Source organism: Burkholderia sp. BCC1644 (assembly GCF_902833225.1).
Classification (GTDB): Bacteria; Pseudomonadota; Gammaproteobacteria; order Burkholderiales; family Burkholderiaceae; genus Burkholderia.
In genome coordinates, this window is sequence record NZ_CADFEI010000003.1 from 285,059 (window position 1) to 307,179 (window position 22,121).

The following is a 22,121-nucleotide window of genomic DNA, read 5'->3' on the forward strand; positions in this document are numbered from 1 at the left end:
TTCAGCCGCCCTTCGGAAACACCCCCTTGCTCATCGCATCGAGCTGCCGCACGATCTCCGCGCGCAGTTCGACCGACACCTCGACGCTGTCGAGCAGCTCCGAGATCCACAACCCGTCGGCGGCGAGCCGGCAGATCATCAGCGTGGCAGCCTGCTCGAGCGGCACGGGATCGGGCCGCGTCCATTCACGCATCGGCACCGACCATCGCTCGCGCGTGTCCTGCTCGGTAATCATCGACGCGACCAGCACGCGCAGCACATCGGTACTCGCGGCCGGATTCGCCGAATCGAGCACCGCATGCAGATAAGCGCGCGCCGCCGCGCCGTCGCCGCTCGGATCCGCCGCCATCCGCGCGTCCATCTGCGCGCCGAACCGCGCGGTCGCCTGCCCGAACAGCGCATCCAGCAGCCCCTGCTTGTTCGCGAAGTGATACTGCAGCGCGCCTTTCGTCACGCCGGCGCGCTCGGCCACCGCATCGAGCGTCAACGCGGCCACGCCGTGATGTGTCGCGATTTCCGATGCGGCTGCCAGCAGCTGCGCGCGCACCTGGTCCGGCGCTTTTTTTCGCCGCACGCCGGCAACGGCTCCGGCCGGCGCCGATGCTCCTTCAGGCGCCCGCGCGCCGGCCGTTCCAGCCGGTTCAACAGGCGCGGACACGTCGTGCGGCGCGGGTTCGAGGCGTTTTTTCATGGTGCGGATGGTAGCACCAGGCGTCTCGATATAAACATTCCGGCTGGATGGTATGATCCGCCGCATGAATAAACCTGCCCCCTTCTCCTGGTCCGCGCTCGACACCGCGATCGCCCGTGGACGCGACGCGCTCGTGCGTCTTCAGCAACCCGACGGCAGCTGGTGTTTCGAACTCGAATCCGATGCGACGATCACCGCGGAATACATCCTGATGATGCATTTCATGGACAAGATCGACGACGATCGCCAGGAGAAGATGGCGCGTTACCTGCGTGCGAACCAGCGGCTCGACACGCACGGCGCATGGGCGCTGTACGTCGACGGCGAGCCGGACGTGTCGTGCAGCGTGAAGGCGTATTTCGCGTTGAAAGCGGCAGGCGACAGCGAACAGGCGCCGCACATGATCCGCGCGCGCGACGCCATCCTGAAGCTCGGCGGCGCGGCGCGCGCGAACGTGTTCACGCGCATCCTGCTCGCGACGTTCGGCCAGGTGCCGTGGCGCGCGGCGCCGTTCATGCCGATCGAATTCGTGCTGTTCCCGAAGTGGGTGCCGATCTCGATGTACAAGGTCGCGTACTGGGCGCGCACGACCATGGTGCCGCTGCTGGTGCTCTGCTCGCTGAAAGCGCGTGCGCGCAATCCGCGCAACATCTCGATCCGCGAGCTGTTCGTCACGCCACCGGACGAGGAACGTCAGTACTTCCCGCCCGCGAGCGGCATGCGCAAGGTGTTCCTCGCGCTCGACCGCACGGTCCGCCATATCGAGCCGCTGATGCCGAAGGGCTTGCGGCAGCGCGCGATCCGGCATGCGGAAGCGTGGTGCGCGGAACGCATGAACGGCGAGGACGGGCTCGGCGGCATCTTCCCGCCGATCGTATACAGCTATCAGATGATGCAGGTGCTCGGCTACCCGGACGACCATCCGCTGCGTCGCGATTGCGAAAACGCGCTGGAGAAACTGCTGGTCACGCGTCCGGACGGCAGCATGTATTGCCAGCCGTGCCTGTCGCCGGTGTGGGACACGGCGTGGAGCACGATGGCGCTCGAACAGGCGCGCGGCGTCGCGGCGCCGGACGCCGGCGAGCCCGACGGCGCGCTGCGCGAACTCGATGAACGCATCGCACGCGCGTACGACTGGCTGGCCGTGCGTCAGGTAAACGACCTGCGCGGCGACTGGATCGAGAACGCGCCGGCCGACGTCGAACCGGGCGGCTGGGCGTTCCAGTACGCGAACCCGTACTACCCCGACATCGACGACACCGCGGTCGTCACCGCGATGCTCGATCGCCGCGGCCGCACGCATCGCAACGCGGACGGCACGAATCCGCATGCGCCACGCGTCGCGCGCGCGCTCGACTGGATGCGCGGGCTGCAATCGCGCAACGGCGGCTTCGCTGCATTCGATGCCGACTGCGACCGCATGTACCTGAACGCGATCCCGTTCGCCGATCACGGCGCGCTGCTCGATCCGCCGACCGAGGACGTGTCGGGCCGCGTGCTGCTGTGCTTCGGCGTGACGAAACGCGCGGAAGAACGCGCGTCGCTCGCGCGCTGCATCGACTACGTGAAGCGCACGCAGCAACCCGACGGCAGCTGGTGGGGCCGCTGGGGCACGAACTACATCTACGGCACGTGGAGCGTGCTGGCCGGCCTCGCGCTCGCCGGCGAGGACAAGTCGCAGCCGTATATCGCACGCGCGATCGACTGGCTGCGTTCAAAACAGCATGCGGATGGCGGCTGGGGCGAGACGAACGACAGCTACATCGACCCGAAGCTCGCCGGCACCAATGGCGGCGAGAGCACGTCGAACTTCACCGCGTGGGCGCTGCTCGCGCAGATGGCGTTCGGCGACTGCGAATCCGATTCGGTGAAGCGCGGCATCGCGTATCTGCAGTCGGTGCAGCAGGAAGATGGCTTCTGGTGGCACCGCTCGCACAATGCGCCCGGCTTCCCGCGCATCTTCTACCTGAAGTATCACGGCTATACCGCGTACTTCCCGCTGTGGGCGCTCGCGCGCTATCGGCGGCTGGTCGGCGCGGCGGCGGCAGCCCCCTCGGCAGTCGAAGCGACCGACACGGCCGTCGCTTGATCGATCGCGCGCCGCGGTGCCCGAAGGCACCCGGCGCGCTCGCTGTCGCATCCCCCTCCCCGCCGAATCACCCGGCCCCCTTCTCGCGCATCCTCGCAAACGCATCGCGCAAATCCGCGCAGAACGCGTCGCCGATCATCGACAGCGGCTGCGACGCAGACGTCACCAGATAGAAGTGATCGGGCACGGCCGGCTCGAACGGCTTGACGGCCACGCGCTGGCCCGCGTACGCGGCCGTCACCGGATCGATCAGCGCGACGCCCGCACCGTTCGCGACGAACGCGACGATCGTCTGCGACAGCTGCGCCTCGATCGACAGCACCCGCGACACGCCAGCCTCGACGAACACGCGATCGATCGCGCTGCGCGCCTCGAAACTCGGCGGAAACGAAATGAACGATTCGTCGCGCAGGTCGGCCGGCTGCACGACGCGCTTGCGCGCGAGCCGATGCCCGCGCGGCACGATGCAGCACATCGCGCTTTCCGCGAGGCGCTCGCCGCGCACGGCCGGATGCGGCACCGGTTCGGCGATCAACCCGACATCGCACTGCCCCGACGCGACCTTGTCGACGACGGTGGATGCACTATGCGCGAGCAGCGTGATGTCGACGCCGGGATGCGCGAGCGAGAACCGCGTGACGAGCTCCGGCAGCAGGTCGAGCGCGACGGCCGGTGAGCCGGCCACGCGCAGCGTGCCGCGCCGCATCGCGCGGATCTGCTCGGCGGCCTGCGCAACGCGATCGAGCCCGACGAACGCGCGCTCGACCTCCTCGTAAAGCACGCGCGCCTGCGCAGTAGGCGTGAAGCGCCCCTGCTGCCGCTCGAACAGCACGAAGCCGATCCGGTCCTCGAGATCGGCGATCAGCCGGCTCACGGCCGGCTGCGAGATATGGAGATCGCGCGCCGCGCGCGTGACGGTATGGCGCTGCATCACCGCACGGAACGCTTCGATCTGACGAATCCTCAGCGATGGCGTGGTCATAACACTGGATTATGGGTCGTTGATCAAGCTGTATTGGACAGTGCATTTTGCCTGTCCGAACATCGGTTCCGCAACGTATGGAAAGCAAGGAGCCGCGCCGTCATGGGATATAACACGCAACCGCTGTTTCAGCGACACCGGAGCCGTGCATGACCGTGCGCCGCTTCGACGTCGTCGTGGCCGGCGGCGGCCTCGTCGGCATGGCGATCGCATGGGGTATCGCGCGGCTCGGCAACAGCGTCGCGGTCTGCGACGGCGACGACATCGCGTTTCGCGCGGCGCGCGGCAATTTCGGGCTCGTGTGGGTGCAGGGCAAAGGCGGCCGTTGCCTGCCGTATGCGCGCTGGTCGCGCGAATCGTCCGAGCGTTGGCATGCGTTCGCCGCACAGTTGCAGCGCGAAACGGGTGTGAACTGCGGTTTCGAGCGCCCGGGCGGCATCGAGCTGTTCGAGCATCGCGCCGAACTCGACAGCGCAACCGACCTGCTCGAATCGCTGCGCCGGCAGGAAGCCGCACTGTCGTACGAAGTGCTCGATCCGGCGGCGCTGCGCCGGCGCATCCCGTCGGCATCGCCATCGCTGGCCGGCGCGCTGTGGTCGCCGAACGACGGCCACGCGAATCCGCTCTACACGCTGCGCGCCATGCTGCAGGCGTTCCAGCAGTGTGGCGGCACCTATCTGCCGCGCAGCGACGTGACCGAGATCCGTCCGCGCGCCGGGCGCTTCGAGATCGACACGCGCGCTGCGCGGCTCGAAGCCGGGCGCGTGGTGCTCGCCGCCGGCCTCGACAATGCACGGCTCGCGCCGATGGTCGACCTGCTCGCGCCGATCTCGCCGTTGCGCGGCCAGATCATGGTCACCGAGCGCCTTGCGCCGTTTCTCGACTACCCGACGCTCGTCGTCCGGCAAACGCCGGAAGGCTCGGTACTGCTCGGCGACTCGGCCGAGGACGTCGGCTTCGACGACGGACAGACGCGCCCCGCGATGGTCGACATCGCGCGCCGCGCACGCACCGCGTTCCCGGCGCTCGCGCATGCGCGCGTCGTGCGCGCATGGGGCGCGCTGCGCATCATGACGCCCGACGGCCTGCCCGTCTACGAAGCGTCGGCCACGCATCCCGGCGCGTTCCTCGCGATCTGCCACAGCGGCGTGACGCTCGCGGCGACCCACGCCGATCTCGTCGCGCCATGGATCGCGGGCGGCGCCGCGCCTGCCGACTTGTCCGCCTTTACCACCGCGCGCTTTGCCGCGCCCACGGAAGCCCGGCATGTTTGAATCCCTCATTCCCGCCGCCGCGATGTTCGAACGCGTGCGCATCCATATCGACGGCACGCCGCACGACGTGCCCGCGCACTACAACGTTGCGGCCGCGATGCTCGCCGCCGGTTCGGCCGCGTGCCGCGCGAGCGCCGTGAGCGGTGCGCCGCGCGGCCCGTTCTGCATGATGGGCGTGTGCTTCGACTGTCTCGTCGAGGTCGACGGCGTGCCCAACGTGCAGGGCTGCATGACGCCCGTCTCCGACGGCATGCAGGTGCGTGCGATGCACGGCAAGGCGAGGCTCGCATGACGCGCCGCCAGTGTGACCTGCTGATCGTCGGCGCCGGGCCGGCCGGGATGGCGGCGGCAGCCGCCGCGCGTTCGGCCGGGCTGTCGGTCGTCGTCGCGGACGAAGGCCGCGCGCCCGGCGGCCAGATCTACCGCAACGTGACCGATGCACCGGCGCCGCTCGCGTCATGGCTCGGCACCGACTACACGGCCGGCCGGCCGCTCGTCGACGGCCTGCTCGCGAGCGGTGCGCACTATCTGCCGCGCAGCGTCGTCTGGCAGGTCGCGTTCGAACCGGCGCCCGTCGCGATGCTCACGCAAAGCGGCCCGTCGGGCGGCACGCTCGAAGTCGGCGCGCGTGCGGTGTTGATCGCGACCGGCGCGCAGGAGCGCCCGTGGCCGGTGCGCGGCTGGACGCTGCCCGGCGTGATGGGCGTCGGTGCCGCGCAGACGCTGCTGAAATCGTCGGGCCTCGCGCCCTCGGCCGACGCCGTGATCGCGGGCAGCGGTCCGCTTCCGTGGCTGTTCGCCGCGCAGTTGCTGAATGCGGGCCGGCGCGTGCGCGCACTGGTCGACACGACACCGCGCGACGCATGGCGGCGTGCGCTCCCGCATGCGTTGCCGGCACTGCGCGGCGCCGACTACCTGCTCAAGGGCTGGCGCATGCTTCGCGCGGTGCGCAACGCCGGGATTCCCGTGTATCGCCGCGCGACCGAGATCGGCATCGACGGCGACACGCGCGCCGAACGCATCCGCTTTCGCGACGAAGACGGCGTCGTGCAGACGCTCGACACGTCGCTCGTGCTGCTCCATCAGGGCGTCATTCCGTCGACGCAGCTCGCGCGTTCGCTCGGCTGCGCGCATGCATGGGACGAATCGTCGGCATGCTGGCGTCCGCAGTGCGACGCGCGCGGCCGCAGCAGCGTGCCGCACATCTGGATCGCGGGCGATGGCGCAGGCATCGGCGGCGCGCAGGCCGCGGCACTCTCCGGCGAAGTGTCGGCGCTCGACATCGCCGCGCAACTCGGCGCACTCGACGCACAACGGCGCGCCACCCGCGAACGCCCGGTGCTGCGCGCATTGCGCCGTCATCTCGCGGTGCGCCCGTTGCTCGACGCGCTGTACACGCCGCCCGCCGCACTGCGCCGCCCCGACGACGACACGATCGTGTGCCGCTGCGAGGAAATCACGGCCGGCGAGGTTCGCCAGCTCGCCGCGCGCGGCTGCCAGGGGCCGAACCAGATGAAGGCATTCACGCGCTGCGGGATGGGCCCGTGCCAGGGGCGCTGGTGCGGCACGACGGTCGGCGAGCTGATCGCCGACGTGCAGCAGCGCAGCGTCGACGATGTCGGGTACTACCGGATCCGCGCGCCGATCAAGCCGGTCACCGTCGGCGAGATGGCCGACGCCCTCGAACTGTCGAACGATTTCCAGCGCGGCGAATTTCCGAGCTGACGCATGAGCATATTCATCCCCACACGAACGGAGCCAGACCATGAAGACGCGCCTCACGATTCTCCTTTCCGCCGCCGCGATGGCTTTCGCGTCGATGGCGTCGGCGAAGGAATGGACGACCATTCGCATCGGGGTCGACCCGACCTACCCGCCGTTCGAATCGACCGCGACCGACGGCAGCGTGAAGGGCTTCGACATCGATCTCGGCAACGCGCTGTGCGCGAAGCTGAATGCGAAATGCGTGTGGGTATCGAGCAGCTTCGACGGGCTGATTCCGGGGCTGCAGGCGCGCAAGTTCGACGTGATCCTGTCGTCGATGGCCGCGACCGAACAGCGGCGCCAGCAGATCGACTTCACCGACCGCCTGTATCGCAACCAGACGCGGCTGATCGCACGCACCGGCTCGGGGCTGCTCCCGGAAGCGGCGAAGCTCGCCGGCAAGCGCGTCGCGGTCGAACAGGGCACGATCCAGGAAACCTATGCGCGTGAAAAGTGGGCCGCGGCGAAGGTCGAGGTCGTCCCGTACCCGAGCTACGACCAGGCGTATGCGGATCTCGTCACCGGGCGCGTCGACGGCGTGCTGATGGATGCCGTGCAAGGCCAGCTCGGGTTCCTGTCGACGCCGCGCGGCAAGGGCTTCGCGTTCGCGGGCGGCGTGGTGTACGACCCGAAGATCATGGGCAACGGCGACGCGGCCGGCGTGCGCAAGGCCGACGGCGACCTGCGCGACGCACTCAATCGCGCGATCGCGCAGATCCGCAGCGACGGTACCTACAACACGATCCAGTCGAAGTATTTCGATTTCGACATGTACGGGAATTGACGGCGAACGCGGGATGATCGAACGGCGGCAGCACTGACTGCCGCCGTGCGCATACGACCGGCATCGCGACGATCGACGTTCACCGAAGCGACGGAACCCGCGCCGGCCGGCGCGGCCGCATCGCTTGCCGCTCAGCGAGCGAGCGGCAACGGCGCATCGGGAGCAACGAGTTGCTGCTCGCGCATCTCGCGCCAGAAATCGGCGGGGATATCGAACGCCAGCGCCGCGGCATCTTCCGCGATCCGCTCCGCCCGGCTCGCACCCGGAATCACCGAAACCGTCGCCGGATGCGCGAGCACGAACTGCAGCGCGGCCGCCTTGACCGGCACATCGTGGCGCGCGGCGATCGCCTTGATCCGTTCGACCTTCTCGACGATTTCGGGCGGTGCCTTCTGGTATTCGTAGTGTGCGCCGCCGACGAGCACGCCCGAGCTGTACGGGCCGCCAACGACGATCCCGACGTGACGGGCCGCGGCCGCCGGCATCACGCGTTGCAGCGCGCGCTCGTGATCGAGCAGCGTGTAGCGGCCGGCCAGCAGCATGCCGTCCGGTTGCGGCTCGGCGAGGTCGAGCACGAGTTCGATCGGCTCGACCCGGTTCACGCCGAGGCCCCACGCACCGATCACGCCTTCCTCGCGCAGCTTGCCCAGCACGCGGAACGCGCCCTTGCGCGCCACTTCGAATTGCGCGAGCCATTCGTCTCCATAGATGTCCTGAGCAATGTCGTGCACCCAGACGATATCAAGGCGATCGGTGCGCAGGCGCTTCAGGCTGCCCTCGATCGAGCGCAGCGTCGCGTCGGCCGTGTAGTCGCTCACCAGCCGGTTCGCTCGGCCGTGCGCGAAGATTCCGCTCTTCTCGCCGTAGTCGCGCGTCTTCGCGTCTTCCATTTCATCGAGCACGATGCGGCCGACCTTCGTGCTGATGAAGTAGTCGTCGCGGCAACGGCCAGCGAGCGCGTCGCCGAGGCGCGATTCCGCGAGGCCCGCGCCATACGACGGCGCGGTGTCGAAGTAGCGTATGCCGCGCGCCCATGCGGCTTCGACGGTCGCGCGCGCTTCTTCGTCGGGAATGTCGCGGAACATGTTGCCGAGCGGCGCCGCGCCGAAGCCGAGCCGGTTGCCGGCCAGCAGCGTGTCTTTGAGACTCATGTGTTGCTCCGGGTTTGACAGGAAAGTGAGCCCAGTCTAGGTTGCGTGAATAAGTCTGTCCAAGACATAATTCATCAAACTTGAGTCCCATAAGGTCTTATATGCTCGACATCCGCCAGCTTCAGTATTTCATCGCGGTCGCGGAAGAAGAACACGTCGGCCGCGCGGCCGAACGCCTGCACATTTCGCAATCGCCGCTCAGCCGCCAGATTGCGCAGCTCGAGGAAAAGCTCGGCCTGACGCTGTTCGAACGCAGCCAGCAGCGCATTCGTCTGACGCGCGACGGGCGCACATTCCTCAGCGAAGCGCACGCGTTCCTGCGCCACGCGAACCGGCTCGAGTCGCTGGCGCGACGGCTCGGCCGCGGCGACGAAGGCGGCCTGTGCATCGGCTACCTGGAAACGGCCACGCACTCGGGCGTGCTGCCGCGCGCGCTGAAAACGCTGCGCGCCGAGCGCCCTGCCGTCCATATCGCGCTGTACAACTACACGTCCGCCGCGCAGCTCGAAGGCCTGCGCGAGCGCAGTCTCGACATCGCGCTCGTCACCGAGCCGCCCGCGCCCGACGATCCCGAACTCGATGCGACGATGGTGCTGAACGATCCGATGCTGCTCGCGATGCCCGACGGGCACCCGCTCGCGAAGAAGAAGACGCTGGTCGCCGACGACCTCGCCGCGCAGGCGTGGATCGGCGTGACGCAGCAGGAAAGCGCGCCGCGTCACGGCGCGTTCGTCGCGGCCTGTGCGAAGGCCGGTTTCTCGCCGGAGATTTCGGTGGAAGCGACCGAGCCGCTCGCGGCGCTCGGGCTCGTCGCCGCCGGGCTCGGCGTGACGATGATCCAGCAGAGCCTGCGCCATCAGGTGCCGGAAGGCGTCGTGCTGCGCGAGCTGCCGTGGTTCAGCTACCGCACGCCGCTGTGGGCCGCGTGGCACAAGGTCAACCTGCGGCCGCTGGTCGGCACCTTCCGCGAGATCCTGACCGGCGAGGAAGTCGTCGCGGCGGTCGGAAAGTGACTCCCTGCCTGGATGGTCGGGGTTCCCGCGCATCGACGCCGTCGCGCATGCGAAGCAAACATGCCAACGCCTTCGCTGCGAGCCTGAACCCGCAACGAAGGCGCTGACGAAGCCCGATATCGCCAGGCTCCTGCTCGCACGATGCGATGCGCTGCCGTCAGGCCGCCGCGAACCGCTTCGCCACTTCCGCGAGTCCGTCTTCGTAGATTCCGCGGAACAGCTTGACGGTGTCGTCGTCGGTCGCGCCGTGCGGCGTGAACGTGCCCGACCACTCGACGGTCGACGCGTTCGGGCCGTTTTCGCGCACGCGCAGCGTGGAGCGATAGTTCACGACCGGGAACGGCGCTTCGAGGATCGCATACGTGTAGCTGCGCGCCGCTTCGTCGAACGCGACCAGCCGCTCGACGATCGCCTCGCCGGCCGGGTTCGCGAGACGCCGTACGCGCCCGCCTTCGCTCACCTCGCTGGCCGGAATGTACGACAGCCAGTCGGGCAGCGACCCGAAGCCGCCGATCAGTTGCCAGACGGTCTCGGCCGAAACCGCGAGTTCGATGCTTGCATTTGCTTGTGCCATGTCATCACCTTTCAGGATCAACGATCGGTCGGCAGCGGCGCATTGGCCGCAATCAAACCTTGTTCACGCATGTCGCGCCAGAAGTCGGCCGGAATCACCACGTTCAGCGCAGCCTGGTCTTCCGCGATCCGCTCCGGACGGCTCGCGCCCGGAATCACCGCGACGGTGGCCGGATGCGACATCGAGAACTGCAGCGCGGCGGCCTTGATCGGCACGTCGTAGCGCGTGGCGATCGCCTTGATCCGCTCGACCTTCGCGAGGATTTCCGGCGAAGCCTTCTGGTATTCGAAGTGCGTGCCGCCTGCGAGCACGCCCGAGCTGTACGGGCCGCCGACGACGATCCCGACGTTCTGCGCGGCAGCCGCCGGCATCACGCGTTGCAGCGCACGCTCGTGATCGAGCAGCGTATAGCGGCCGGCCAGCAGCATGCCGTCCGGTTGCGGTTCGGCGAGATCGAGCACCAGTTCGACCGGTTCGACGCGGTTCACGCCGAGGCCCCATGCCTTGATCACGCCTTCTTCGCGCAGCTTGCTCAGCACGCGGAATGCGCCCTTGCGCGCCACTTCGAATTGCGCGAGCCATTCGTCGCCGTAGAAGTCCTGCGCGATGTCGTGCACCCAGACGATGTCGAGGCGATCGGTGCGCAGGCGCTTCAGGCTGTCCTCGATCGAACGCAGCGTCGCGTCGGCCGTGTAGTCGTTGACGATGCGGTTCGGCCGGCCGTGTTCGAACAGGCCGCCCTTTTCCCCGAGATCGCGCGCCGACACGTCTTCGACTTCGTCGAGGATCACGCGGCCGACCTTGGTGCTCAGGACATACTCGTCACGCGGGTGGTTCGCCAGCGCGTCGCCGAGGCGGATTTCCGCCAGGCCGGCGCCGTAGAACGGAGCCGAATCGAAATAACGGATGCCGTGTTGCCACGCCGCTTCGACGGTGGCCGCGGCTTCCGCGTCGGGGATGTTGCGGAACATGTTGCCGAGCGGCGCAGTACCGAAACCAAGGATCTTGTTACCGGGCAGCTTGTCTTTGAGACTCATGATTTTCTCCAGGGAGTGAGGGAAAGCGAGTTCAGTCTAGGGACGCAGGTTAAGTCTGTCCAAGACGGAATTCGACACACTTGAGTCCCGCGAGGTCTGATGGGTCGATTTGAGACCTGCCTCGACGAGCCACGCCGACACCCCGTTCAGACAGGACGCCCGACCGGCAAGGCTTTCGCCCTAATCCACGTCCGATTCGTGATTCCAGATCAAAAATCATTTGGGCCGGCAACCGTTTTTCCCGGGCGCCGCGATACCTATATTGGCTGCACTCGCAACGACATCAACGTGGTTGCGGTTCACTCAACCTGACAGGTACCCATGATGAAAACGCTGATCTCTTCCACGCTTGCCGCACTGATCCTTTCCGCACCGGCGCTGTCGTTCGCGCAGCAGGCCGGCCATCAACTGACCCGCGCCGAAGTGAAGGCCGAAATGGCCCGCCTCGCGGCCGTCGGCTACACCCCGGCGCTGGACCACAACCAGTATCCGGTCGCGATCCTCGCCGCAGAAAAGCGCGTGCGTGAAAACGCCGTCGCACAAGGTACGCCGGGCACCGCACCGGCCGCCGCGACGACCGGTTACGGCAGCGAAGCCCGCACCACCAGCGAATCCGGCCGCGCGACAATGATCAACGGCCGCGACTCGATCTATCGCGGTCATTGAGTCGCGTCGACGCGCAGGAGAGCATGCCTCTCGATACGCGCCAACGCTCGTCCCTCCTCTCCGCATGGCCGGCCCGAATCGCCTGAACAGGCATTCGGGCCGCGCGTCGTTCGAATGCAATCGGCGCCACGGCGGCATCGATGCACCACATCGACAAACGGAAGGATCGGAATTTCGACAGGAAAGTAGACGACTGCATCGCACGACCGACAGCGATGCACGGCAGGCGGACGATTAGCGTCAGTCGATATCGCCGCTGCTCTTCAATTGCAGGGCGACATAGTCAAGAAAGCTCGAGATGCGCAAGGACAACCGGGTATTTCGATAGTAGACCGCATGAATCGGCTGACGGAACTCGACGGTTTCGTCGACGAGCAATTCAACCAGGCTGCCATCAATACGATGATGGCTCGTCATGTAGTCGGCCAGGCATGCGATGCCGGCGCCATTCAACGCCAGCGTCATCAGCGTCTCGCCGCTCGATGCCTGCAGCGCGGGATGAATTCGATAGCTGTCGCCGTCCGCAGTGCGCAGCGGCCAGTGGTTCAGCGTTTCCGGCTGCACGAAGCCGAGCAGCGTATGGTTCGCGAGATCGGCGACGCTCGTCGGCACGCCGGCTTTCTCCAGATAAGCGGGGCTCGCCAGGATACGCAACCGGCTGCTGCCGAGCCGGCGCGCGTGCAGCGTCGAATCGCGCAGCTCGCCGATCCGGATCGCCACGTCGGTGCGCTGTTCGAGCAGGTCGATGATTTCGTCGCTCGTATGGAGTTCGGCCGCGATCGCCGGATACGCTTCGCGGAAGCCCGGCATCATCGGCGCGATCACATGCTGCATGAACGGCATCGCCGCATTGATCCGCAAGCGCCCGGACGGCGTCTCGCGCTGGCTGACGATCTGCTCCTCGGCAAATTCGACCGACGCGATGATGTCGCGTGCGTAGTCGAGAAAGAGCTTGCCCTCCTCGGTCACTTCGAGGCGGCGCGTCGTGCGGCGGATCAGCGTCGTGTCGAGCTTCTCTTCGAGGCGCCGCAGGATCCGGCTCATCACCGAGGTCGGCTGATGCAGCTTGTCGGCCGCGCCAGTCAGCGAACCGGTATCGGCGATGGTCACGAACGCGAGCATCTCGTCGAGGGTCGTCTTCATGGTCGGCAGTCATCAGCGGTTTCGGGAACCGTCACGATAGTGCCGCCGCGCCGGTTTGATAAGCGGGCGCGGACGCGAATCACAGTTGATTTCGATTCAACAATGCGCGGCGAATATTGTCGGAACAATCCGGAATGCGCCCCGTGGCCGGTCGCGCGGACGCGCCCGGGCGGGCGCGCGTTTCTTCATACGGGTCGATGCAGCGGCTTCACGCGGCGACGGGCATCTCGTCGCGAATCCAGTCCAGCATCGCGCCATGCTTCGGCGCCCACCCGAGTTCCTGCCGCGCGCGCCGCGCCTTCACGCGGCTGTTCGATGCGAGCGAGAAATGCGCGCGGGAATGACCGAGCGCCTGCGCTGCCGCGGCGACGTCCCATTCCACGACGGACGGCAAGTCGAGACGTTCGGCAAGCGCGCGGCCGATTTCCGCGAACGACGCTTCGCCATTTTCCGCGAAGTAGAACGCGCCCGGCGACGCGGCGTGGATCGCGCGCAGATACAGATCGGCAACGTCGTCGACATGCACGTTCGACCAGCGGTTCAACCCCTTGCCGATCACGCGCACGGCGCCGGCATCGCGCGCGATGGCCGCGAGCAGCGGCAGTTGCGCGCTGTCGCGGCGGATGCCGAGGCCGTCGCCGTAGATCATGCTGTTGCAGATCACGGCCGAGCGGATGCCGAGGTTCGCCGCCGACATCACGCGCCGGTCGATCGCGTGGCGCTCGGCCTTCGCAGGCTCGACGACGGGCGTCGTTTCGTCGAATACGGCGGCATCGCCATGGGCGCCCTGTGCGTCGTCCGCGATCACGCTGGTGCCGCTCGTATGCAGGAACGTCTTGCCCGTGCCGCTCAGCGCCGCGATGATCGCCTCGACGGCCTCGCGATGATCGCTGCTCGCCGCGTTGACGACGCAGTCGGCGTCGCGCGCGAACGCATGCAGCAGCGCCACATCGTCGAGCGAGCCGACGACCGGCATGATGCCGGCCGCCGCGAGTTTCGCGGCGTTGTCGCCGTCGCGCGTCAAGCCGGTGACGACGTGCCCGGCCGACACGAGCCGTGCGGCCACCGAGCCGCCGATGTAGCCGCTTGCGCCCGTCACGAATATCCTGATGCCTTTCATCCACTGCTCCGAGAGCGAGACAGTCAGTGCGTGACACGTCTCGCGAAATGTCGTGTGTCGGAGTATCGACGGCCAGCGTTGCCCGGGAAAGGCACGAATCGCCAAAACAGTTTTGAGCGCAACGGGATGATCGGCCGCGTCAGACGAATCCTTCTTCGACCAGCGTACAGCCGTTCGCGGTGATCTCGTGCCGCTGGCCCGAGCCGCCGACCACGCGGCTCCAGCTCGCCGACACGAGCACGGCCGCCTCGCCATCCGTGCGCAACGCATAGCTGAAGCCGCCGTACATGCCCGGCACCGCGAACCACGTGCTTCCGGCCCGCGCGTCGAGTTCCAGCAGCGGTTCGAGTTCGGGCAGGCGCAGTGCATCGACGCGCAGGCGCGCGATGCGGCCCAGGATCATCGCGTGGAAATGGCGCTGGATGGCAAGCAGCGTAACGTCGGGCACGAAGCGCTGCGGCTGCGGCGTCAGCCACTCGACCAGATGCCGATGCCCGCGCCGCACGGCGATATCGATCGCGCGCTCGCGTTGCGCATCGCGCAGCATGCGCGATGCGCCGAGCCGCAGCAGTTCGGCAACGACAGCGTTCGGCGCGCCGCCGTAAGCGGCCTGATGCAGCGGCGTAAAGAGCGACGTGCCGCCGAGCCGCGTCGCGTTGACGAGGTCAGGCTGTCGCGCGACGCAGTCGAGCATCGTCGCCCATTCGCCATTGCGCGCCGCGTCGGCCAATGCGTGCCGGCTCGCGACCTGCGCGTCGCCGAGCACATCGGCGCCCGTGATGCCATCCCATGCCATGCTCAATCGGCTCTCCTCGGGTATCGCGTATGCGTCACGGCAGCAGCGTCACGCGTCGCTCCGGCGCGCCGCCGACGACGCGTCGAGCGCATCGTGATCGACCAGCAGGTTCAGCAGCTGGCGCCGCGATTCGATGCCGAGCTTCGCGAACGCGCGACGTGCATAGGTGTCGATCGACGACGGACGAATGCCGAGTTCGTGCGCGATATCCTGCGTCTTCCGGCCGCGAATCAGGCGGACGCACACCTCCGACTCGCGCGACGTCAGCTTCTCGAACACGTCGTGCAGCCGCTGCGTGGCGATGCCCTCGCGCACCCGGGCCGCGCCCGCATCGGCCGGCCGGTCGCCGACGATGCGCCGATGCGCGACCGCCAGCGGCAACACGATCAGCGCGACATGCCGCACGATGCTCAGCTCCTTCAGCGAAAACGGCGGCAGCCGGCGCGCACGGCACACCGACAGCGCATAGGTCAGCTCGTCCACGCGATACGTGACCACGCATTCGTCGTGAATGTCCTCGGTATCGTAAAACGCGCACCGGATTTCCGGGTTCAGCCGCAGCGTCGACAGCTGCAGCAACTGCGTATCGCGTTCGCCGCGGATGCAGTCGAATGTCGTATCGATCTGCGCGAAATCGCGGTAATAGCGCGTCATGGTGCGCTCGATCTGGTCCGGATACGTGCCGTAGCTGCCGATCCAGCCGACGCGACGCTCGAGCAGCGACTCGTCTTCGTAATCCAGATGAATGGAATCGCAATCGACGATGCGCGTCAGGTTCTCGAACACAACCGCGACGAAATCCGGCGATCCGATCGCACCGGCCACGGCCGACAGCGCGTCGGACATGAACACGAGCTGGTTCAACTGGATATCGATCGTCGCGGCGGCGTCATGGTCGGTCATACGATGCACGGGGAATGGGGACGCTTACCGTTACCACGCCAAAAGTGCGCTGCCAATTCCCTCGCGCCGGGTTCCCGTACGCACGGCCGCCCGGCTGTACGGATTTCATGGACAGACATCCGGCCGGCCGCCACATACAGTCGTTCCCGATATCCGGCGAGGCCCGTCGGCGCGTTCCCGGTTCGAAGCGGACCGCCGCGCGCCTCGCCGACCGACCCGCGGCGCGTCCGCGCCCCGCAGTGCGCCGCCCTCGTTCCGAAAGGGAGTGACCATGATCGTCCGCGTTTTTCGTCTCGCCTTCCCCGTTGCAATCGCGACCGTTGCCTGCTTCGCGCCGCTGTCGGTATCGCCGGCCCGCGCGGCCGACACCGAACTGAACGTGTACAACTGGTCCGAGTACATTGCGAAAACGACGATCCCGGACTTCCAGAAACAGACCGGCGTGCACGTGCGCTACGACGTCTACGACAGCGACGACACACTGCAGTCGAAGCTGCTGGCCGGCAGTTCCGGCTACGACATCGTGGTGCCGACGTCGAACTACATGGCCAAGCAGATCCAGGCCGGCGTGTACCAGAAGCTCGACAAGACGAAGCTGCCGAACCTCGCGAACCTCGATCCCGCGCTGATGAAGAAGATCGCCGAATCCGACCCTGGCAACCAGTACGGCGTACCGTGGGCCTACGGTACCGACGGCGTCGGCTACAACGTGCAGGCGGTCAGGAAGGCGCTCGGCGACGGCGCGCCGCTCGACAGCTGGGCGCTGGTGTTCGATCCGGCCAACGTGTCGAAGCTGAAAAGCTGCGGCGTGTCGTTCCTCGACGCGCCGGACGACGTGTTTGCGGCCGCGCTCCAGTATCTCGGCAAGGACCCGAACAGCAAGAACCCGGCCGATTACCACACGGCATTCGACATGCTGAAGAAGGTGCGCCCGTACATCACGCAGTTCAACTCGTCGGGCTACAACAACGACCTCGCGAACAACGACGTCTGTGTCGTGCTCGGCTGGTCGGGCGACGTCAGCGTCGCACGCCGCGAAGCGGCGGCGGCGAAGCGCGGCTACGAGATCCGTTACGCGAACCCGAAGGAAGGCGGCATCCTGTGGTTCGACGTGATGGCGATTCCGAAGGATGCGCCGCATCCGGAAGCCGCGCTGCAGTGGATCAACTACATCCAGGACCCGAAGGTCAACGCGGACATCACCAACGAGATCTACTACCCGAGCGCGAACAAGGCGGCCCATCAGTACGTGACGCCGGCCGTCGCGCACGACCCGAACGTGTATCTGTCCGCCGACGTGCTCGACAGGATGACGCTGTCGAAGCCGCGTTCGGCCGACATCGCGCGACTCGAGAACCGCCTGTGGCAGCAACTGAAAACCGGCAACTGACCGCGCCGCCCTCAACCGTGCAATCATGCGAACGCGCCGTCGGCGCGTTCATTTCAATTCGACGCAACCTGACCATCATGATCGACGTTTCCTCCATCACCGACGCGTTTGCCCCCAGCGGCGAGCCGACGCAGTACCGCGTATCGCCCGAGAAGCTGATTTCCGGCGATCCGCTGCACACGCTCACGCCCGGCTTCGCGAGTCCGTGCGGCCGTTTCTCGACCGGCATCTGGGAAAGCACGCCCGGATGCTGGCACGTCGCGTACACCGAAGCGGAATACTGCGAGATCCTCGAAGGCACGTCGGTGATCACCGACCTCGAAGGCAACCGGAAAACCCTGCGTGCCGGCCACCGCTTCGTGATTCCGCCAGGCTTTCGCGGCACGTGGGAAGTGGTCGAACGCACGCGGAAGATCTTCGTCGCGTACGACGAGCAACCGGCCGGGTAAGCGGCGGCGGCGCGGGTCGCGCGCAACATCGCTCCCCAATTCGCCACGCATTTCCACGCCGATGACATGGAAATGACACACGCGGCCGGTAATTTCCGGTCGTCCCGTCCCGTGTGCCGCCATGCTTGCCCTGCTTCTCGCCGCCTTCTACGAAACCGCCCGCCAGGGCAGCGTGACCGCGGCCGCGAAGCGCCTCGACGTGAGCCAGCCGACGATCACGTCGCGCATCCAGCAGCTCGAACGCCACTACGGTGTCGAGCTGTTTCATCGTCGCGGCAACCGTCTCGACCTCAGCGATGCCGGTGCGTCGCTGATGCCGATGATCGGCCAGATGCTGCAGATGGAATACGACATCGATTTCGCGCTGCGCAACGAGCGCGAACTGCACACGGGCAACCTGCGCGTCGGCACGACCGGCCCGTTCTACATCCTGCCGGCGATCGCCGCGTTCCGCCGCCAGTATCCGGCCGTGAAGATCAGCATCGAGATCGGCAACTCGCAGCAGGTGCTCGATGCACTGGTCGATTTTCGCGTCGACGTCGCCGTGTCGTCGCAGCGCGACGACGATCCGCGCTTCGTCCGGCATACGATCGCGAACGATCCGCTGGTGCTGGTCGTCCACCGCTCGCATCCGCTCGCCGCGCGTGAATCGGTGACGCTCGCGATGCTGGCCCGCGAGACGCTGCTGCTGCGCGAGGCCGGCTCGCGCACGCGTGCGCTGATGGAACACGTGCTGAAGCACGCGGGCATCGACGTGCCCGCGAACGCGATCGAGCTCGGCAGCCGCGAAGCGATCCGCGAAGCCGTGCGGCACGACATGGGCTGCACGCTGATGCCGCGCGGCGAGGTCGGCGCGCATCCCGAGCTGCGCGCGATCGCGATCGCCGACGATCTGCCGCCGATGCACGAATACCTGTACTACCTCGACGCGCGCGCCGATACGCGGCTGATCACGGCGTTCATGGCGAACGTCGAACGCCGCGACGACCGCACGTTTGCGCGCGCATAGCGACGCGCACGCTCATACCGTTTCGAACAAGTCGACGATCTGCCAGCCCCGCTGCATCGCCACGGCACGCAATCGTTCATCCGGATTCGTCGCGATCGCATCGGTCACCTGCTCGAGCAGCGGCACGTCGTTGTGCGAATCGCTGTAGAACCAGCTGCGCGCGAAATCCGTCCGCGCGAGACCGAGCGACGCCAGCCACGCATCGGTACGCACGATCTTCCCCTCCCGATAGCTCGGCACGCCGGCCGGGCGCCCCGTATAGCGCGACTCGGGCCGGCCGTCGACGGTCTCTAGCTCGCAGGCGATCAGCGCCTCGATGCCGAATGCGCGCGCGATCGGCCGCGTGATGAACGCATTCGTCGCGGTGACGACGCAGCACAGGTCGCCTCGCTCGCGATGATGGCGCACGAGGTCGAGCGCGGTCGGCGAGATCGCGGGCCATACGACGTCGGCCATGAAGCACGCGTGCCAGTGCGCGAGCCGTTCGCGCGAATAGCGTGCGAGCGGCGCAAGCATGTTGCACAGATGCGCGTGGATATCGAGCGTGCCGGCCGCATAGCCGGCCGCGAATGCGGCGTCGATGCGGTCGAATTCGGCCGCGTCGACGAGGCCGTGCTCGACCATGAAACGGCCCCAGGCCTGGTCGCTGTCGAACGGAATGAGGGTGAGGTCGAGATCGAAAAGCGCGAGTTGCGTCATCGAATGAAGCGTCGTGTGAACAGGAAGGAATGAAAAACGCGCGGCCTCGCCCACGCGAAGCCGCGCACAAAAGCCGCCGGCGCGAATCGGCGCGCCGCCGGCACCCGGTGATGCGACGCCGGCCGCACGGCCGGCGCCCGTCAGCTGGACACGCCCATCGCCGGATCGCTGATGCTGTCCTTGCCGGTCTCGACGCGGCCCGCGAAGCGGCGCACGAGGCCGTTCTCGGCCGTCAGCGTGAAGTCGTACCAGCCGCTCGACGCGGCGAGCGTCCAGTACGGCTCGACCTGCATCCCCGCCGGCACCGCATAGCTCCACGGGCCGTCGGTGCGGTACGCGTTCGACGTGACCGTGACCTGGCTCGCCGCGTTGCCGACGTTCATGATCGTCAGGTACACGGCGTCGTTCGCCGGGTCGTAGCACACGCGGATTTCCGGCACGGGGCCACTCGCGGCCTGCGCGACGTTGCCCTGGAATTCGCGCAGGAAGCCGTTCGGCCCGAGCACCCACAGGTCGTAGTTGCCTGCGTTGTCGGCCACCGCGCGCCACGAATCCGACAGCTGCTTGCCCGCCTCGACCGTATAGCGGCGCGGCGCGCGATCGAGATGCAGCTTGTCGTACACATGGAACACCGCGCCGACCGTGCCCGTGTTGCTGAACGTGAGCCACAGCAGCCCGCCCGATACGTCGGCGCTCGCGCTCGTATGCAGTTCGTACGGCAATGCACGCGACGGCCGCGTGCCCTGCGGCTGCACCGGCATCTGCTGCGACGCGACCGACGGCACAGGCACCGCGCCCATCAGGGCCTGCTGCACGTGCTGCGCGTCGGCCGCGGCCTTGGTCGGTGCCGGCAGTGACGCTGTCGGGTTGCCGTTCGGATTCCTGAAGTTGAATGCCGACGTCATGTCGCCGCACACCGCGCGGCGCCACGGGCTGATGTTCGGCTCCTGCACGCCGAAGCGCTGCTCGAGAAAGCGCAGCACCGACGTATGGTCGAACACTTCCGAGTTGACCCAGCCGCCCGTGCTCCACGGCGACACGACGAACATCGGCACGCGCGGGCCAGGCCCGTACGGGCGGCCGTCCGGCGCGAGCGGCGACGAATCGCCGGGCGGGTTCGGCAGCGTGAAGTACTCGTACTGCGTGGTCACGGTCGACTTGCCCGCATACGTGCCGTCCGTGTTGCGCGACGGCGGGTTCGGCGGCGGCATGTGATCGAAGAAGCCGTCGTTCTCGTCGTAGTTCACGAACAGCACGGTCTTGCTCCACACGTCCGGATTCGCGGTCAGCGTGTCGAGCAGGCGCTGCAGGTAGTACGCGCCCTGCCCCGGCGTCGACGCGCCCGGGTGCTCGCAGTACGCGGTCGGCGACACGATCCAGCTCACCTGCGGCATCCGGTTCGCCGCGATGTCGTCGGCGAGCGACTGCAGGAAGCCGCCGTCCGGCATCGTGTTGCCGATCCCCTTGTACAGCGGCGACAGCGCCTCCATCGCGGGCGAGTACGGCGCGTTCGGCGAACCCGGCACGGTCTCGTTGACCTTGCGGAACGTCGCGAAGCCCGCGAGCGGGTTGTCGGTGTAGTTGTCCGGCATGTTCTGGTAGACCTTCCAGCTCACGCCCGACGCCTGCAGGCGCTCCGGGTAGGTCGTCCACGTGAGGCCCGTCTTCGACGAACCGAGGCCGTCCCAGCCGTCGTTGTTCACGACGGCCGTGTTCGAGCCCGTCGGGCCGTTGGTGCCGGTCCACAGGAAGATCCGGTTCGAGTTCGTGCCGCCGTGCAGCGAGCAGTGGTACGCGTCGCACACGGTGAACGCATTCGCGAGCGCGAAGTGAAACGGCAGGTCGGACTGGCGCAGGTAGCCCATCGACGCATCGCCCTTCGACGCGGGCCAGGCGGTCATCCGGCCGTTGTCCCATGCCGAATGCGAATCGGTCCACGAGTGCGCGCCGCCGACCAGCAGCGCATTGCCCTTCGTGCTGTCGAGATAGAACGGCAGCACCGGGCGCTTGCCGTCGTTCTGCTGCCAGACCGGCGTGCCGCCCGGCTGCGGGATCGTCAGGCGATCGCCGAAGCCGCGCACGCCGGGCATCGTGCCGAAGTAATGATCGAACGAACGGTTTTCCTGCATGAAGATCACGACGTGCTGGACGTCGTTGATCGTGCCCGTCTGGTTGTTGGCGGGAATCGCGAGCGCGCGCCGGATCGCCGGCGGGAACATCGAGAAGGCCGTGCCGGCAGCGGCGGCACGGAGAAACGAGCGGCGGTCGATGGAAGTCATGATCGGGAAAGAAGAGCGTTGCGGAAAGGCGCGCGCGTCACGGCGCGCAGCGCAGCTGCGAGTTCAGCAACGGCGACGGCAGCGCGGCCGTGCCCGATGCAGCGCACGGGCCGGCGCCCGGCAGCGCGACGATCGGCACCGGCGCGCTCGCGCCGCCCGCACCGGCCGGTGCGGCATTCGCCTTCGCGGCGCCGGCGGCCGTACCGCCCGAATCGTCGCCTCCGCATCCGGCAACCAGCGCGCTCAACACGCAGGCGGCGAGCCCGACGCGCACGCGGCGCAGGTGGGTGAGGTTCATGTCGGCACTC

The 22,121-nt window shown here is 67.5% G+C and carries 22 protein-coding genes; 10 read left to right on the top strand and 12 right to left on the bottom strand.

Features of this window, described 5'->3' with window-relative positions:
• Position 1: 1 nt before the first annotated feature.
• A complete protein-coding gene (locus tag HWX87_RS07780) occupies positions 2–691 on the bottom strand; it encodes a TetR/AcrR family transcriptional regulator (RefSeq protein WP_176046581.1) in 690 nt (229 codons plus the stop codon).
• 52 nt (positions 692–743) lie between these two features.
• Here HWX87_RS07780 and shc point away from each other — a divergent pair, with 52 nt between their 5' ends.
• The gene (shc, locus tag HWX87_RS07785; protein WP_176046582.1) at positions 744–2,780 is read left to right on the top strand and encodes a squalene--hopene cyclase; all 2,037 of its coding nucleotides are present in this window, start codon (positions 744–746) and stop codon (positions 2,778–2,780) included.
• Between the two features lie 67 nt (positions 2,781–2,847).
• Here shc and HWX87_RS07790 read toward each other — a convergent pair whose 3' ends face one another.
• A complete protein-coding gene (locus tag HWX87_RS07790) occupies positions 2,848–3,762 on the bottom strand; it encodes a LysR substrate-binding domain-containing protein (protein ID WP_176046583.1) in 915 nt (304 codons plus the stop codon).
• Positions 3,763–3,911: 149 nt separating this feature from the next.
• Between HWX87_RS07790 and HWX87_RS07795 the strand changes: the two genes are divergently transcribed.
• From HWX87_RS07795 to HWX87_RS07810, 4 genes are read left to right on the top strand one after another with little or no spacing between them, the layout of a single operon-like run.
• Positions 3,912–5,036 carry an FAD-dependent oxidoreductase gene (locus HWX87_RS07795; RefSeq protein WP_176046584.1) on the top strand — a complete coding sequence of 375 codons (1,125 nt, stop codon included), beginning with the start codon at positions 3,912–3,914 and terminating at the stop codon, positions 5,034–5,036.
• Entirely contained in the window at positions 5,029–5,328 is a 300-nt protein-coding gene (locus HWX87_RS07800) for a (2Fe-2S)-binding protein (protein WP_176046585.1), read from the top strand. The genes HWX87_RS07795 and HWX87_RS07800 overlap by 8 nt, the downstream gene beginning before the upstream one ends.
• Positions 5,325–6,761 (top strand): NAD(P)/FAD-dependent oxidoreductase, encoded by a 1,437-nt coding sequence (locus HWX87_RS07805; RefSeq protein WP_176046586.1) that lies wholly within the window; start codon positions 5,325–5,327, stop codon positions 6,759–6,761. The genes HWX87_RS07800 and HWX87_RS07805 overlap by 4 nt, the downstream gene beginning before the upstream one ends.
• Positions 6,762–6,801: 40 nt before the next feature.
• Positions 6,802–7,584: an ABC transporter substrate-binding protein gene (locus HWX87_RS07810; protein WP_176046587.1), complete on the top strand. Its 783-nt coding sequence runs from the start codon at positions 6,802–6,804 to the stop codon at positions 7,582–7,584.
• A gap of 131 nt (positions 7,585–7,715) precedes the next feature.
• Here the strand turns inward: HWX87_RS07810 and HWX87_RS07815 are convergent, their stop codons facing one another.
• Positions 7,716–8,735, bottom strand: a complete 1,020-nt coding sequence (locus HWX87_RS07815) for an aldo/keto reductase (protein ID WP_176046588.1) — start codon at positions 8,733–8,735, stop codon at positions 7,716–7,718.
• 101 nt (positions 8,736–8,836) lie between these two features.
• On the opposite strand from HWX87_RS07815, the gene HWX87_RS07820 reads away from it, so the two are divergent.
• A complete protein-coding gene (locus HWX87_RS07820; protein WP_176046589.1) occupies positions 8,837–9,748 on the top strand; it encodes a LysR family transcriptional regulator in 912 nt (303 codons plus the stop codon).
• 157 nt (positions 9,749–9,905) lie between these two features.
• Here the strand turns inward: HWX87_RS07820 and HWX87_RS07825 are convergent, their stop codons facing one another.
• Both HWX87_RS07825 and HWX87_RS07830 read right to left on the bottom strand, forming a co-directional pair.
• The gene (locus HWX87_RS07825) at positions 9,906–10,322 is read right to left on the bottom strand and encodes an SRPBCC family protein (protein ID WP_176046590.1); all 417 of its coding nucleotides are present in this window, start codon (positions 10,320–10,322) and stop codon (positions 9,906–9,908) included.
• Positions 10,323–10,339: 17 nt separating this feature from the next.
• A complete protein-coding gene (locus HWX87_RS07830) occupies positions 10,340–11,359 on the bottom strand; it encodes an aldo/keto reductase (RefSeq protein WP_176046591.1) in 1,020 nt (339 codons plus the stop codon).
• A gap of 321 nt (positions 11,360–11,680) precedes the next feature.
• On the opposite strand from HWX87_RS07830, the gene HWX87_RS07835 reads away from it, so the two are divergent.
• Positions 11,681–12,025, top strand: coding sequence for a DUF4148 domain-containing protein (locus HWX87_RS07835; RefSeq protein ID WP_176046592.1), 345 nt, complete (start codon positions 11,681–11,683; stop codon positions 12,023–12,025).
• Positions 12,026–12,265: 240 nt separating this feature from the next.
• On the opposite strand, the gene HWX87_RS07840 is transcribed toward HWX87_RS07835, so the two are convergent.
• From HWX87_RS07840 to HWX87_RS07855, 4 genes are all read right to left on the bottom strand, one after another.
• Positions 12,266–13,168, bottom strand: a complete 903-nt coding sequence (locus HWX87_RS07840) for a LysR substrate-binding domain-containing protein (protein WP_176046593.1) — start codon at positions 13,166–13,168, stop codon at positions 12,266–12,268.
• A 208-nt stretch (positions 13,169–13,376) separates the two neighbouring features.
• Positions 13,377–14,288, bottom strand: coding sequence for an NAD-dependent epimerase/dehydratase family protein (locus HWX87_RS07845; RefSeq protein WP_176046594.1), 912 nt, complete (start codon positions 14,286–14,288; stop codon positions 13,377–13,379).
• A gap of 139 nt (positions 14,289–14,427) precedes the next feature.
• Positions 14,428–15,084 carry an ankyrin repeat domain-containing protein gene (locus HWX87_RS07850; protein ID WP_244137626.1) on the bottom strand — a complete coding sequence of 219 codons (657 nt, stop codon included), beginning with the start codon at positions 15,082–15,084 and terminating at the stop codon, positions 14,428–14,430.
• Between the two features lie 48 nt (positions 15,085–15,132).
• Complete coding sequence (locus HWX87_RS07855) at positions 15,133–15,987, bottom strand: helix-turn-helix transcriptional regulator (RefSeq protein ID WP_176046596.1); 855 nt, start codon at positions 15,985–15,987, stop codon at positions 15,133–15,135.
• 271 nt (positions 15,988–16,258) lie between these two features.
• Between HWX87_RS07855 and HWX87_RS07860 the strand changes: the two genes are divergently transcribed.
• From HWX87_RS07860 to HWX87_RS07870, 3 genes are all read left to right on the top strand, one after another.
• Positions 16,259–17,377, top strand: coding sequence for a polyamine ABC transporter substrate-binding protein (locus HWX87_RS07860; protein ID WP_176046597.1), 1,119 nt, complete (start codon positions 16,259–16,261; stop codon positions 17,375–17,377).
• A gap of 77 nt (positions 17,378–17,454) precedes the next feature.
• Positions 17,455–17,826, top strand: a complete 372-nt coding sequence (locus HWX87_RS07865; protein ID WP_176046598.1) for a cupin domain-containing protein — start codon at positions 17,455–17,457, stop codon at positions 17,824–17,826.
• 121 nt (positions 17,827–17,947) lie between these two features.
• Positions 17,948–18,835 (top strand): LysR substrate-binding domain-containing protein, encoded by an 888-nt coding sequence (locus HWX87_RS07870; RefSeq protein ID WP_176046599.1) that lies wholly within the window; start codon positions 17,948–17,950, stop codon positions 18,833–18,835.
• A 12-nt stretch (positions 18,836–18,847) separates the two neighbouring features.
• Here the strand turns inward: HWX87_RS07870 and HWX87_RS07875 are convergent, their stop codons facing one another.
• The 3 genes from HWX87_RS07875 to HWX87_RS07885 form a co-directional block, all read right to left on the bottom strand.
• Positions 18,848–19,534: an HAD-IB family hydrolase gene (locus HWX87_RS07875; protein WP_176046600.1), complete on the bottom strand. Its 687-nt coding sequence runs from the start codon at positions 19,532–19,534 to the stop codon at positions 18,848–18,850.
• Positions 19,535–19,674: 140 nt separating this feature from the next.
• Positions 19,675–21,813: a phospholipase C, phosphocholine-specific gene (locus tag HWX87_RS07880; protein WP_176046601.1), complete on the bottom strand. Its 2,139-nt coding sequence runs from the start codon at positions 21,811–21,813 to the stop codon at positions 19,675–19,677.
• A 37-nt stretch (positions 21,814–21,850) separates the two neighbouring features.
• Complete coding sequence (locus tag HWX87_RS07885; protein ID WP_176046602.1) at positions 21,851–22,111, bottom strand: hypothetical protein; 261 nt, start codon at positions 22,109–22,111, stop codon at positions 21,851–21,853.
• Positions 22,112–22,121: the final 10 nt, after the last annotated feature.

Excerpts from the sequence above, each read along its gene's own strand:
- HWX87_RS07780 (WP_176046581.1), bottom strand. The coding sequence starts at position 691 with ATGAAAAAACGCCTCGAACCCGCGCCGCACGACGTGTCCGCGCCTGTT.
- shc (WP_176046582.1), top strand. The coding sequence starts at position 744 with ATGATCCGCCGCATGAATAAACCTGCCCCCTTCTCCTGGTCCGCGCTC.
- HWX87_RS07790 (WP_176046583.1), bottom strand. The coding sequence starts at position 3,762 with ATGACCACGCCATCGCTGAGGATTCGTCAGATCGAAGCGTTCCGTGCG.
- HWX87_RS07795 (WP_176046584.1), top strand. The coding sequence starts at position 3,912 with ATGACCGTGCGCCGCTTCGACGTCGTCGTGGCCGGCGGCGGCCTCGTC.
- HWX87_RS07800 (WP_176046585.1), top strand. The coding sequence starts at position 5,029 with ATGTTTGAATCCCTCATTCCCGCCGCCGCGATGTTCGAACGCGTGCGC.
- HWX87_RS07805 (WP_176046586.1), top strand. The coding sequence starts at position 5,325 with ATGACGCGCCGCCAGTGTGACCTGCTGATCGTCGGCGCCGGGCCGGCC.
- HWX87_RS07810 (WP_176046587.1), top strand. The coding sequence starts at position 6,802 with ATGAAGACGCGCCTCACGATTCTCCTTTCCGCCGCCGCGATGGCTTTC.
- HWX87_RS07815 (WP_176046588.1), bottom strand. The coding sequence starts at position 8,735 with ATGAGTCTCAAAGACACGCTGCTGGCCGGCAACCGGCTCGGCTTCGGC.
- HWX87_RS07820 (WP_176046589.1), top strand. The coding sequence starts at position 8,837 with ATGCTCGACATCCGCCAGCTTCAGTATTTCATCGCGGTCGCGGAAGAA.
- HWX87_RS07825 (WP_176046590.1), bottom strand. The coding sequence starts at position 10,322 with ATGGCACAAGCAAATGCAAGCATCGAACTCGCGGTTTCGGCCGAGACC.
- HWX87_RS07830 (WP_176046591.1), bottom strand. The coding sequence starts at position 11,359 with ATGAGTCTCAAAGACAAGCTGCCCGGTAACAAGATCCTTGGTTTCGGT.
- HWX87_RS07835 (WP_176046592.1), top strand. The coding sequence starts at position 11,681 with ATGATGAAAACGCTGATCTCTTCCACGCTTGCCGCACTGATCCTTTCC.
- HWX87_RS07840 (WP_176046593.1), bottom strand. The coding sequence starts at position 13,168 with ATGAAGACGACCCTCGACGAGATGCTCGCGTTCGTGACCATCGCCGAT.
- HWX87_RS07845 (WP_176046594.1), bottom strand. The coding sequence starts at position 14,288 with ATGAAAGGCATCAGGATATTCGTGACGGGCGCAAGCGGCTACATCGGC.
- HWX87_RS07850 (WP_244137626.1), bottom strand. The coding sequence starts at position 15,084 with ATGGCATGGGATGGCATCACGGGCGCCGATGTGCTCGGCGACGCGCAG.
- HWX87_RS07855 (WP_176046596.1), bottom strand. The coding sequence starts at position 15,987 with ATGACCGACCATGACGCCGCCGCGACGATCGATATCCAGTTGAACCAG.
- HWX87_RS07860 (WP_176046597.1), top strand. The coding sequence starts at position 16,259 with ATGATCGTCCGCGTTTTTCGTCTCGCCTTCCCCGTTGCAATCGCGACC.
- HWX87_RS07865 (WP_176046598.1), top strand. The coding sequence starts at position 17,455 with ATGATCGACGTTTCCTCCATCACCGACGCGTTTGCCCCCAGCGGCGAG.
- HWX87_RS07870 (WP_176046599.1), top strand. The coding sequence starts at position 17,948 with ATGCTTGCCCTGCTTCTCGCCGCCTTCTACGAAACCGCCCGCCAGGGC.
- HWX87_RS07875 (WP_176046600.1), bottom strand. The coding sequence starts at position 19,534 with ATGACGCAACTCGCGCTTTTCGATCTCGACCTCACCCTCATTCCGTTC.
- HWX87_RS07880 (WP_176046601.1), bottom strand. The coding sequence starts at position 21,813 with ATGACTTCCATCGACCGCCGCTCGTTTCTCCGTGCCGCCGCTGCCGGC.
- HWX87_RS07885 (WP_176046602.1), bottom strand. The coding sequence starts at position 22,111 with ATGAACCTCACCCACCTGCGCCGCGTGCGCGTCGGGCTCGCCGCCTGC.